Origin of the sequence: Flavobacterium sp. 1355, assembly GCF_017833415.1 — a bacterium.
Taxonomy (GTDB): Bacteria; Bacteroidota; Bacteroidia; order Flavobacteriales; family Flavobacteriaceae; genus Flavobacterium.
In genome coordinates, this window is record NZ_JAFICC010000002.1 from 325,535 (window position 1) to 338,004 (window position 12,470).

12 protein-coding genes are annotated in these 12,470 nt (G+C 33.8%); 8 read left to right on the top strand and 4 right to left on the bottom strand.

The genetic code is table 11. The features are described 5' to 3' along the window. Nucleotides 1-12 precede the first annotated feature (12 nt). The 6 genes from JOD96_RS03775 to JOD96_RS03800 all read left to right on the top strand — a co-directional run bounded on the left by JOD96_RS03775 (nt 13) and on the right by JOD96_RS03800 (nt 6,608). The gene (locus JOD96_RS03775; protein WP_245188339.1) at nt 13-990 is read left to right on the top strand and encodes a type IX secretion system membrane protein PorP/SprF; all 978 of its coding nucleotides are present in this window, start codon (nt 13-15) and stop codon (nt 988-990) included. Between the two features lie 159 nt (nt 991-1,149). Then, nucleotides 1,150-2,337, top strand: a complete 1,188-nt coding sequence (locus JOD96_RS03780; RefSeq protein WP_209562932.1) for a phosphoglycerate kinase — start codon at nt 1,150-1,152, stop codon at nt 2,335-2,337. 111 nt (nt 2,338-2,448) lie between these two features. Further along, nucleotides 2,449-4,278 carry a LysM peptidoglycan-binding domain-containing protein gene (locus tag JOD96_RS03785; protein ID WP_209562933.1) on the top strand — a complete coding sequence of 610 codons (1,830 nt, stop codon included), beginning with the start codon at nt 2,449-2,451 and terminating at the stop codon, nt 4,276-4,278. A gap of 46 nt (nt 4,279-4,324) precedes the next feature. Then, nucleotides 4,325-5,296 carry a DUF4837 family protein gene (locus JOD96_RS03790; protein WP_209562934.1) on the top strand — a complete coding sequence of 324 codons (972 nt, stop codon included), beginning with the start codon at nt 4,325-4,327 and terminating at the stop codon, nt 5,294-5,296. 50 nt (nt 5,297-5,346) lie between these two features. Continuing rightward, nucleotides 5,347-5,988, top strand: a complete 642-nt coding sequence (locus JOD96_RS03795) for a DUF1579 domain-containing protein (protein WP_209562935.1) — start codon at nt 5,347-5,349, stop codon at nt 5,986-5,988. 173 nt (nt 5,989-6,161) lie between these two features. Further along, nucleotides 6,162-6,608 (top strand): GNAT family N-acetyltransferase, encoded by a 447-nt coding sequence (locus JOD96_RS03800; RefSeq protein ID WP_209562936.1) that lies wholly within the window; start codon nt 6,162-6,164, stop codon nt 6,606-6,608. An 8-nt stretch (nt 6,609-6,616) separates the two neighbouring features. Here JOD96_RS03800 and JOD96_RS03805 read toward each other — a convergent pair whose 3' ends face one another. From JOD96_RS03805 to rnpA, 4 genes are all read right to left on the bottom strand, one after another. Continuing rightward, the gene (locus tag JOD96_RS03805) at nt 6,617-7,420 is read right to left on the bottom strand and encodes an OmpA family protein (protein WP_209562937.1); all 804 of its coding nucleotides are present in this window, start codon (nt 7,418-7,420) and stop codon (nt 6,617-6,619) included. A 4-nt stretch (nt 7,421-7,424) separates the two neighbouring features. Further along, nucleotides 7,425-9,062, bottom strand: coding sequence for a S41 family peptidase (locus tag JOD96_RS03810; RefSeq protein WP_209562938.1), 1,638 nt, complete (start codon nt 9,060-9,062; stop codon nt 7,425-7,427). A 3-nt stretch (nt 9,063-9,065) separates the two neighbouring features. Further along, nucleotides 9,066-9,863, bottom strand: coding sequence for a DUF4349 domain-containing protein (locus JOD96_RS03815; RefSeq protein WP_209562939.1), 798 nt, complete (start codon nt 9,861-9,863; stop codon nt 9,066-9,068). An 80-nt stretch (nt 9,864-9,943) separates the two neighbouring features. Next, the gene (rnpA, locus tag JOD96_RS03820; protein ID WP_209562940.1) at nt 9,944-10,348 is read right to left on the bottom strand and encodes a ribonuclease P protein component; all 405 of its coding nucleotides are present in this window, start codon (nt 10,346-10,348) and stop codon (nt 9,944-9,946) included. 127 nt (nt 10,349-10,475) lie between these two features. Here rnpA and JOD96_RS03825 point away from each other — a divergent pair, with 127 nt between their 5' ends. Together JOD96_RS03825 and JOD96_RS03830 are read left to right on the top strand one after the other, a co-directional pair. Further along, a complete protein-coding gene (locus JOD96_RS03825; protein ID WP_116750569.1) occupies nt 10,476-11,216 on the top strand; it encodes a lysophospholipid acyltransferase family protein in 741 nt (246 codons plus the stop codon). Nucleotides 11,217-11,267: 51 nt separating this feature from the next. After that, nucleotides 11,268-12,260 carry an acyl-ACP desaturase gene (locus JOD96_RS03830; protein ID WP_209562941.1) on the top strand — a complete coding sequence of 331 codons (993 nt, stop codon included), beginning with the start codon at nt 11,268-11,270 and terminating at the stop codon, nt 12,258-12,260. The last annotated feature ends 210 nt before the right edge of the window (nt 12,261-12,470 follow it).

Below are 12,470 nucleotides of genomic sequence, written 5' to 3' on the forward strand. Positions count from 1 at the left end.
AAAATTATTACAATGAAAAAATTATTATTATCCTTAGTACTCATGGCTGTAACAACAAGTTACAGCCAAGAGTTAAACCTACCAGTGTTTACTCAGTATCTTGCTGATAACCCATTTGTGCTTTCACCTGCTTATGCCGGTATTGGTGATAATCTTAGGATTAGGGCCAATGGGCTTACACAATGGGTCGGAATTAAAGATGCACCAGACAATCAGTCTTTGTATGCCGATTTTAGAATTATGGATCGTTCAGGAGTTGGAGTTTCATTGTATAATGATAAAAATGGTTATACAAGACAAACAGGTGCCAAAGTTTCTTTTGCGCATCACTTGATTTTGGATTATTATTCAAAACAATATTTGTCATTCGGTATTTCGTATAATTTCAACAGTTTTCGAATTGATGTAAATGATTTTGATTATAATAATGGAGGAGCGCCGGTTTTTGACCCTGCAATTACCGATAACCGTTATACTTCAAATAATAACTTTGATGTCAGTGCTTTATATCGTAATAAAGATTTCTACATCAGTTTTAATGCGAATAACGTTTTAAAGAAAAACACCAATAAGTACAGAGGAGTAGAGCCAGATTTACTATCAAACTATCAGGTATATACAGGTTACACATTCAGAGATGGAGAAAACAGACGTATTGAATATGAACCATCTGTGTTTTACCAGTACTTTGCAAGTGATAAACGTTCTACTACCGATTTTAACTTTAAGTACAGACGTTACAACCGTTACGAAGATTATTACTGGATTGGAGTTTCATATCGTTTCCTTAACGACCAGTTTCCAAAACCTTTATCAGTTGGGCCAATGGCAGGTTTCATGAAATCTAAGTTTTACTTTGGATATTCATACCAGATCATGTTCAACGATTTGGGTAATTACAACACCGGAACTCACGTCGTAACTATCGGATTTGATTTCTTTGGATCAATCAGTAACTGTCCTTGTACACAAAGTCCGGTTCACGATTAAGCAACCAATTTTCTCTTTTTTAAAAGTAAATTTGTTTTTTTTCATAATTTACAACGTTTTCGTTGTTATAGATAGGTTATTTTTGTTTTTTTCAAATTTAATACTACTTTAAAAGTTCTATATTTGTTATTCTTTCAAAAAAAATTAAATAACTATCAAATGAAAACTTTAAACGATTTCGACTTTAAAAATAAAAAAGCAATTATCCGTGTTGACTTCAATGTGCCGCTGGATGAAAATTTTAATGTAACTGATGCAACACGTATCGAAGCTGCAAAACCAACTATTGATGCTATTTTGGCACAAGGCGGAAGTGTAATTTTGATGTCGCATTTAGGAAGACCAAAAGGAACTGAAGAGAAATATTCATTAAAGCATATTTTAAAAACTGCTTCTGAGATATTAGGAGTTGAGGTAAAGTTTGCTGAAAACTGTGTTGGAGAAGTAGCACAGAATGCCGCAAAAGATCTTAAGCCAGGAGAAGTATTGTTGTTAGAGAATTTACGTTTTCATAACGAAGAAGAAGCCGGAGATGTTAATTTTGCAAAAGAATTAGCTTCACTTGGAGACATCTATGTAAACGATGCTTTTGGTACAGCACACAGAGCACACGCTTCTACAACTATCATTGCACAATTTTTTCCAAACGATAAATGTTTCGGAACATTACTGGCAAAAGAAATAGAAAGCTTAAACAAAGTTCTTAAAAACAGTGAAAAACCAGTTACAGCAGTTTTGGGCGGATCTAAAGTATCTTCTAAAATCACTGTAATCGAAAATATTTTAGACAAAGTTGACCACATGATTATTGGTGGAGGGATGACTTTTACATTCGTTAAAGCTCAGGGAGGAAAAATCGGTGAGTCTATTTGTGAAGATGATAAACAAGAATTGGCTCTTGAAATTTTGAGATTAGCTAAAGAAAAAGGTGTTCAGGTTCACATTCCGGTTGATGTTATTGCTGCTGATGATTTCTCAAATACTGCAAATACGCAGATTGTAGATGTAACAGCAATTCCTGACGGATGGCAAGGTTTGGATGCAGGTCCTAAATCTTTAGAAAATTTCAAAAAAGTAATTTTAGAGTCAAAAACAATTCTTTGGAATGGTCCATTAGGAGTTTTTGAGATGGAATCATTCTCTAAAGGAACAATCGCTTTAGGTGATTATATTGCAGAATCTACCCAAAATGGAGCGTTTTCTTTAGTTGGAGGTGGAGATTCTGTTGCTGCAGTAAAACAATTCGGATTTGAAGATAAAATGAGCTACGTTTCCACTGGGGGGGGGGCAATGCTGGAAATGTTAGAGGGTAAAATCTTACCTGGAATTGCTGCGATTTTGGACTAAAAAATCACAATTAACATTTTTTTTAATATTTTTTTTCAATAAAGGCCTTAAGTTTGCAAAAATACAAGTCCTCGTAATTGTTTGTTTTATAGGATTTTAAAAAAATGTTATATGATTATAAGAAAAGTTTCTTTAGCGGTTTCGGTTTTATTTTCAATGGCTGGTTTTGCACAAGATGTTGCCAAAACAGACCTTCAAATAAAGCCAGATGTAAAGATCTCGTACTTAGATTCTGTTAAGAGTTCTTTTAAGAAAGATGAAATGGCTACAAAAGTAGACAGTCTCTGGATGAAAGAATTAGCAAGTCTGGATATTTACGATGATTTAACGAAAGACATTCAAACCATCAATTCAGATGTTTCTGTTGATGAAGAATTGCCAACTGAGTTGTTGAAACAGCGACTTCAGGTTATGAATGAGAAATCGCCTTTTGAGATTGAATATAATCAAGGTCTTGAAAACATAATAAAGTCATTTCTCAAGAATCGTAAAAAATCATTTTCACGATTAATGTCTTTATCAGAATATTACTTTCCAATTTTTGAGGATGCTTTTGCAAAACAAAATGTTCCTTTAGAAATTAAATATTTAGCCGTTGTAGAATCTGCTTTAAACCCTAAAGCAGTTTCTAAAATGGGCGCCACAGGACTTTGGCAGTTTATGTACGGAACTGGAAAACAGTATGATCTTAAAATTGATTCCTATATAGACGAAAGAAGCGATCCTATGAAAGCTACAGCAGCCTGCTCAGAATACATGACAAAAATGTTCAATATTTTTGGAGACTGGGAACTTGTTTTAGCATCTTATAATTCAGGACCTGGAAATGTTACCAAAGCAATCCGTCGTTCTGGAGGAAAAACCAAATACTGGGATATCCGTAACCATCTTCCAAAAGAAACTCAAGGTTACGTTCCTGCTTTCCTGGCTACAATGTATCTTTTTGAATTTCACAAAGAACACGGAATAAACCCGGAAAGAGCTGTTGTCAAAAATTTTGAAACAGATACTGTTCAGATTAAATCCCAAATGACTTTCAAACAAATTGCAGATTTACTGGACATGCCACAAGCACAAATTCAGCTTTTAAATCCATCATACAAATTAAATGTAGTTCCATTTTATCAAAACGAACCACATTATTTGCGTTTGCCGAAAGATAAAATTGCCACGTTTGTTTCTAATGAAGATAAAATCTATGCTTACGTAAAACATCAGTCTCAATTTAAAACACTTCCGACAAGACTGGCTTTAAAAGTAACTCCAAGAGCAAAGAAAACTCTTGAAAAAAGCACACAGGATATTCAGTTCTATAAAGTTCGCAAAGGAGATAACTTAGGTTCTATTGCTGATAAATATGACTGTTCGATTTTAGATTTAAAGAAATGGAACAATCTTAAAACCAATTCACTAGCTCTTGGTAAAACAATAAAAATCAAATCAGCTGCTGATTCTGCTGTTAAAACAAAAGAATTAAAAACTCCTGAAATTGATAAAAAAGCAGTTGAAGAAGCAGTCGCTTCGGCAGACAATAAAGATAAAGCTGCTGCTAAACCTTTAGAGTATGTTGTCGTTTCTGGTGATAATTTAGGAAGTATCGCAAAAAAATTCGGTACGACTATTGCTGAATTAAAAGAATTAAATAATCTGACTGCAAACAATCTTGGCTTAGGAAAAACTTTGGTTATTTCTAAAAATGCCGGAGAAATTGAGGTAGTACAGGCAGAAAACACAGTAATAGCTTCAAGCTCTATTGATTCTTTTAAGAAAAAAACTGCATCTGCTAAAAATATCGGCGAAGATTATTACGTTAAAAAAGGAGATTCTCTATACAGCATTTCAAAAAAATATCCTGGAGTAACTATTTCAGATATTAAAAAATGGAACGGTATAAAAGATGATGATTTAAAACCCGGAATGAAACTTAAAATAAACGGATAATAAAAAATCTTAACTAAATTTGGGTTTTATTTCATAAATTAAAAAAATGAATAAAACCCATTTTTTATTGTTTTTACTTTCGTGTCTGTTTGTTTCTTGTTTTAAAAACGAAAAACAGCCTGAACCTGTATCCGGAAAAACAAACACAATTTCTATTATCATCGACGATCAGTTGTGGTATGGAGAAGTGGGCGACAGTATCAGAAATAAATTTGCCTCACCGGTTCTTGGTCTTACACAAGAAGAACCATTATTTACTATAAATCAATATCCCGCCAAACTTCTGGAAGGTTTTGTTACCGACAGCCGAAGCATCATTGTAGTTAAAAAAGCAGCGGCAGATAAATTCGAAATTAAGCACAATTCTAAATCTCTCCCACACAATACTTTCCGTATTTATGGAAAATCTGTAGATGACATTATTTGCAGTATAGAATTAAATTCGGCACAGATTATTAAGATGATCCGTGATGCTGAAATTCAGAAAATCCAGCAAGACAACAGCAAATCACTCTTAAACCCTGCTGTAATAAAAAACAAATTTCATGTCGACTTAAAAATTCCAACCGGATATGAATACATGCTGCATAAAAAAAACTTCATGTGGCTTAAAAAAGAAATCATAAGCGGAAACACCAGTTTACTTATTTATCAGATTCCATTACAAAAATTAAAACAGGGCCCTGATGTCGTAGAAAACATAGTAAAGATGAGAGATTCTGTTGGCCGATACATAAAAGGCCGCGAACCCAATACGCAAATGATTACCGGTGAAGCCTATGCACCTTATTTTTCTGTTACGGAACTAAACGGAAAAAAAGCATTTGAAACCAAAGGAACATGGGAATTAAGAAATGATTTTATGACAGGGCCATTTATCAATTATGCCATTATTGACAAGGCTTACAACAGAATTTTGGTAATTGAAGGGTTTTGTTATTCACCATCAAATCAGGCACGTGATCTAATGTTAGAACTGGAAGCGATTATTAAATCCGTAAAAATTGACAAAAGATAATTAAGTATTTTTTTGTTACTTTGTTTTAGTTAACTATAAATCAAGTAATTATGAAAAATTTTTGTATTTCATTGTCAATGCTGGTATTTTGTCTTTCATCTTGTAAAAAAGAAATAAAAACAGAATCAGAAAATACTAAAGTTACTGATAGTATTAAAACCGAAGAGCCAATTGCAGAAGCCCCATTAGATTCTGCAGCACAAATGAAAGCGTGGACAGAATATGCTACGCCAGGCAGTTTGCATAAAATGATGGCTGATGAGACCGGAACATGGAACTGCGAAATGACTTTTTGGATGGAACCAAATGGAAAACCCGATAAAGCAACTTCTACAGCAACCATCAAAATGATTTTGGGTGGCCGTTACCAGGAGGCAAATTATAGCGGAATGATGATGGGACAGCCTTTTGAAGGAAAAAGCACTCTCGCATACAATAATGCCAGCAAAGAATTTACCACAACTTTTATAGATAATATGGGAACTGGTATAATGGTAGCAACTGGTAAATTTGATGAAAAAAGTAAGAGTATGGAATTAAAGGGAGAAATGGTTAATCCCTTAAACGGTAAAAAAACACCTTACAGGGAAATTTATACTATTGTTGACGCGAATACCCGAAAAATGGAAATGTTTGATTTCAAAAATGGGGAAGAATATAAAAGTATGGAAATTTTAATGAAGAGAAAGTAATTTCTTTTTTATTTATGACACCAAATACCCGATTACAACCGTAATCGGGTATTTGGCTTTTAGGCATATATTTTTTAAATTAATTGTTTTTTTATGACAGTTAAAGGCTATTTATTTTTTATGTTTGAAAGTAAAAGCATTAAAACCTATTTTACAGAATTAAACTTGCCGAAATGGAATTAAAATGGAAAATAAAGCCCTTTGAGGCATTAACAGTTCATGAGTTATATGATTTGCTCAAAGTTAGAAGCCAAATCTTTGTAGTGGAGCAAAACTGCGTTTATCTGGACATTGATGGCAAAGACAAACTCGCTTTGCACCTTATTGGTGAATACGATGGTAAAATTGTAGCCTATTCACGTTTGTTCGATGCCGGAATCAGTTTTGATAATGCTTCAATCGGAAGAGTAGTGGTAGATGCCAATTACCGGGACAGAAAATGGGGACACGATTTGATGCGTGAGGCTATTGCCGGAATAAAAAGACATTTTGATCAGGACAAAATTACAATTGGTGCACAATTGTATTTAAAGAAATTCTACGAAAGTCACGGATTTGTTCAAACAAGTGAAATGTATTTAGAAGATGATATTCCGCATATTGAGATGCAGTTAGGTTAAGAATCATGCTAAGTTTTGGTGATCACAAACTCAACCCGTCTGTCAAAATTATCTCCTTTTCCTAAAGGATATTTATTACCGCAACCCTGAAAAGTCATTCGGTTTATAGCTATCTTTTTGTCTAGTAGATAGATAAAAACATTTTTGGCACGGTTCCAGGAAAGTCTTCTTTCTTTGGTTGCTCTGTCAATTCCGTCTGTATATACTTCAGGAGTGCAGCACACATGTCCTCGAATTTCGAACTGCAGCGTGTTTTTTTCCTGAAGTACTTTAGCAATCTTGTCTAGTTCTTTTTTTGAAGCATGCGTGAGCTTGGAGCTGCCAATATCAAATGATATATTTTCCAGGCAGATTTTGTCCCCAATTTTTAATTTGTTTTTAAAAGAGTTTGGAATTTCTCTTCCGTAACTGTTCTTTTTTACTGCAATTAAGTCAACACGCCGGTTTTGAGATCGTGTTTCTGATAAATTCTCTACCGTATCCGGTTTTATCACAACACGGCCTTTACCTTCTAGAATAACGATCTTACTGTGTTTAAATCCTTTTGTAACCAACAGCTGCTGAATTGTATTGACCCGGTTTCTGGATAAGCGAAAATTGTATTCATCATTTCCGCGATCATCACAATATCCGTAAATCTGTACTGATTCTATTTTTGATGTATCAATTGTTTTTATAAAATTTGTAACAACTTCCGTTTGCTTTTCATTAAGATCAAATTTGTCGAAATCAAAATAAACCGTTTCGATTGGCTTTTGCTGAGCTGACAAATTCAAAATAAAGAAAAGAGATATTGCCTTACAAATTTTCATTTTTTTACATTTTTAAAATCGTTTTATATTCAGTCTGATTATTCAAAACGTTCACGGCTTTTTTAATTTCTGAATTGTTTTTAATGTAAAATTGATACAAACCTTCCTGATATTGGTACCTTTTGATAAGTTCCTCCTGAATCAGTCCCTTGATTTCTTTTTGGTTTTTGTCAAGTAAAGTAGTTTCGCTTTTTTCTAAGGCGTTTAGTAATTGTTGATATTCTGTCGCGATCGTTTCGTCTATTTTTTCATTTTTTGCAGCAGCAAGTGTATTTCTCAATGCCACTTCAGTTTCGGTATCAAAACTAATTTTGTTTGTTTTTAAATATTGTTTAAAACCAGCATAATCAGCATCAGTCAAAACAGGGATTTTATCTCCTAAATTTGGGTTTTTGTAATAGTAAGTTGTAGCATAATCAAAAATTCCGTCGTTTTTTAATAAAGCATTTGTAATCGGACTCATTTTAGTTTCTTCCAGCTCAATATCCGGCAAAACCCCGCCGCCATCATATACGGTTCTTCCTTTTCTGGTTTTAAACGCATTGAAGTTTTTGGCATCGGTTCTTACTGCAACTCCATTTTTATCTTTATGCGCATAATCCAAAGCTTGGATACAACGTCCTGAAGGAGTGTAATAACGCGAAATAGTAACTTTTAACTGCGTTCCGTAAGTCAGGTCAACAGATCGCTGCACCAAACCTTTTCCAAAACTGCGGCTTCCTAATATTACAGCACGATCTAAATCCTGTAAAGCCCCAGAAACAATTTCAGAGGCAGAAGCACTTCTTCCGTTTACTAAAATGGCCAAAGGAATTTCTGTGTCAATTGGTTCATTTTGTGTTTTATACGTATTATTGTGTTTTTCGATTCTGGATTTTGTAGTTACAATAACTTCATTTTTAGGAACAAACAAATTGCAAATATCTATAGCTTCATTTAATAATCCTCCGGGATTTCCCCTCAAATCAAGAACAATCTGTTTGGCTCCGTCGGCTTTCAGTTTTTCCAAAGCAGCTTTTACCTCAGCAGCAGCTTTTCTGCTAAAATGTGCCAAAACAATATATCCGGTTTTATCATCTATTTTTCCATAAAACGGAACCGATTTAATATCGACCTCATCCAAAACAAGAACCGTAGTATACGTTTTACCCTGACGAAGATATTTTATATTGATTTTTGTATTCTTGGTTCCCTTCAATAATTGTGATGTATCATCTTTATAATCAGCAACCAAAATGTCTCCAATCTGTATAATTTCATCACCGGCTTTTAATCCTGCTTTATCGGCAGGATAATTTTTATAAGGCTCACGCACAATGAGGCGGTCTTTTTTTCTGGCTATCATGGCACCAATCCCCGTGTATTCTCCAGTGTTGTTAATTTTAAAATTGACAACATCCTGTTCGTTAAAATATACAGTGTAAGGATCTAAACTTCCCAACATGTTTTTAATCGCCTTGTCCATCAAATCCCCTGGATTTGTTTCGTCTACATAGTTTGTATTTACAGCTTTGAACAAAGTCGTAAAGATTTCGATTTGCTTGGCTATTTCAAAAAAATCATCTTTGAAACTGGTTCCGATAAATAAAAATCCTGCAGCAACGGCTGGTATGACAAACTTCTTTTTTAAATAAGGATACATGGGTTATATATTTTTTCTTTTAAATCTTTTTCTAATAAAATAGGCTAATAAGCAAAACAGAAAGATAAACGGCCAAATACTGATAATCCAGATAAATACACCAGATAATTCATTGAAACCGGATTTTATGGCAGTTAATATTTTTGAGCCGTATGAAATTTTGATGCTTTGTTTTTCGGCAATAGGTTTGTAAAATTGTATAGAGATGCGACTTTCAGAAACGCGGCTTTCCAAATATTTTAACTGACCTTCTTTAGCTTCTATTTCTTCACGAATCAGAGAAATCTGTTCTTCTATTTCTAGTATCTCACTGATTTTATTGGCCTTTTTTAAAATTTCCAAATAACGTTCTTCGAGTTTTCTTTTTGTTTTCAATCTCGAATCCAGATCAATATATTGTTCCGTTACATCCTCAGAAGAAATGTCTTTTTGATCAAAATAAGAAACACCCTTTGAAACTGATTGCAAAAAAACATCAAAATTTTGACTTGGAACATGAATCATTATCGTTCTGTACAGGGAAACATCATTTTTGCCTTCAGAATCTGACTGTATAGAAGCATGGCTTTCTTTTACTGCAGCCTGAATTTGCTTGTACGTATCTTCCAAATCATTGGTTTCAAATCGCAAACTTGCCGATTTAATTATTTTCTGCTGTATTACTTTTTCTTTAGGAGGAAGAGGAGCAGACATTGTTATTGCTGCAACTTCATTATTATATACAGGAGTGCCTGCTTCTGCCTGTTTACTGCAGCCCGGAAAAAGCAATCCAAAGAGTAATAAAAAGAAAAAATATCGCATAAAGTTTCAATTTAGAGCTAAAACTACAATTTTTTTATAATTTTCTGTCTAATTTGACAAACAAACTTACCTTTCGGGCCTTACAAATCTATTTTGTTTTGAGATTCGTTCGTTTTGTTTATTTGCAGAAGAAATTTCTCAAACAGCTGAATGGTTTTTGTGTTGATTTCTGCGTAGGATAATCGGTCCTTGCTTTGGTAAAAAAACATGATAGAATAAGGCTCTTGCAGATTATCCCAAAGTAAATGTTTATTTAATCGGTACGTTTCTCTAAGAACACGTTTGAAGTAATTTCGGTCAACGGCTTTCTTAAAATATTTCTTAGAAACAGACACCCCGATTTTAATTTTTTCATCAACTTCACCTTTTTCTTCGCGATAAACCAAACGCAACGGATATTTAGAAACCGATTTTCCTTCAGAAAATAGTAAGCCAATTGTTGTTTTGCTTTTTAAGCGTTCATTTTTTGGGTAAGTAAAGTTCATTTAATTCAGAAAAAAGTTGCAAATTTATAGGACAAAGGTACAATTAAACCAGAAACACGGTTATTGTTTTTAATTTTAATACCGCTAAAAATATATTTATTACTTTTGGCCTTTAATTTTTTTAAGCATGCAGAAGATAATTTCGTATCCCATATCCGTAATTTATTATTTATGTTTTGGATTGTGTTTGGCTGTTTTTCATCCAATACAATGGTTTTGCCTAAAAGTTTTTGGTTATCAGGCTCATAAAAAAAGTGTAGACTATTTAAATTTTTTCCTTTTAAGATGTACAAATCTTGTAGGAACAACTTATAAAATCGAAAACAGAGAAACCATTCCTGTGGGAGTTCCCTTGATATTTGTGTCGAATCACCAAAGTATGTACGATATCGTGGCAATGATTTGGTACTTTAGACGATTTCATTGTAAATTTGTAAGTAAGAAAGAGTTAGGAAGCGGAATACCAAGTGTTTCTTTTAATTTGAGACATGGAGGTTCTGTATTAATTGACCGAAAAGACCCTAAACAAGCGATTCCAGTAATCAAAGGCTTGTCTGAATATATTGAAAAACATACCAGATCTGCCGTTATCTTCCCTGAAGGTACCCGTAGCAAAACCGGAAAACCGAAAGAATTTGCTCAGAGTGGTTTGAAAATATTATGTAAATATGCGCCATCTGCGTATGTTGTTCCGGTAAGCATAAACAATTCCTGGAAAATGGTAAGATATGGAATGTTTCCTGTCGGATTAGGAAATCGCCTTTCTTTCACCGTTCATAAAGCTTTGGCTGTGAAAGATTATGATTTTGCCGAATTAATGGCATTGACTGAAAAGGCAGTTGTAGAAGGAGTAAATGAATATAAATAGATTTTTGTTTTAGCAAAAGCTAAATCTTAAATCCCAAATCTAAAATAAGTAATGTCTATAAAAAACATTAGATTAGAAGTAATGCAGTTTTTGGAAAAAAACGTGGATAGCTTCGTTGAACAGTATTTAATTCCAGTGGAAAAAATTTGGCAGCCTACGGATTTTCTACCAAATTCTCAAGGAGAAAACTTCTTTGAAGAGGTAAAAGAATTGCGTGAAATTGCTAAAGAATTGCCATATGATTTTTGGGTTACGCTTGTCGGTGATACCATTACCGAAGAAGCTTTGCCAACTTATGAATCATGGCTAATGGATGTAGAAGGAATAAATCAGGTTGAAGATGGTGGAAATGGCTGGTCTAAATGGATTCGTCAATGGACTGGAGAAGAAAACCGCCACGGAGATTTATTAAATAAATACTTGTATTTGTCTGGTCGTGTTAATATGCGTGAAATCGAAATGACTACACAGCATTTAATTAACGACGGTTTTGATATCGGAACTGGATCTGATCCGTACAAAAACTTTGTATATACCAGTTTTCAGGAATTGGCAACTTATGTATCGCATAATAGAGTAGCCCAGATGGCTAAGAAATTTGGTGATAATAAATTGTCTAAAATGTGTAAAATGATTGCGGGTGACGAAATGCGCCATCATCATGCTTATAGCGAATTTGTTACCAGAATCTTTCAGGTTGATCCGAGCGAAATGATGTTAGCATTTCAATATATGATGAAACAAAAAATTGTGATGCCTGCTCATTTTTTAAGAGAGTCTGGCCAAAAGATAAGCACTGCGTTTGAACAGTTTTCTGATTCTGCTCAGCGTATTGGAGTTTATACCGCAAGTGATTATGTTGATATCATGCAAAAATTAATTGATAAATGGGAGATTGATAAAATCTCTAATTTAACTGACGAAGCAGAAAAAGCTCGTGATTATTTGATGAGACTGCCAGCGCGCATGGCTAAAATTTCTGAACGTTTGGTGATTCCTCAGGAATCCCATATTTTCAAATGGGTAGAACCTGCGAGATTATAAAGAATAAATTATTCGGATAATTTTCTAGAAATAAGTATTATTGCTTAACGCAACGATATTGCATATAAAAAAGTGTTGACTGAAGAAGCTGGTAAATCTTTGACAATCAACATTTTTTTTGTGCCAAAATTTACAGCATTTTATTAATGCAACATTGTTCACAATTAAAACATCGAAAAACCTGTATGATTTATTTCAGGAGTAAGGGTA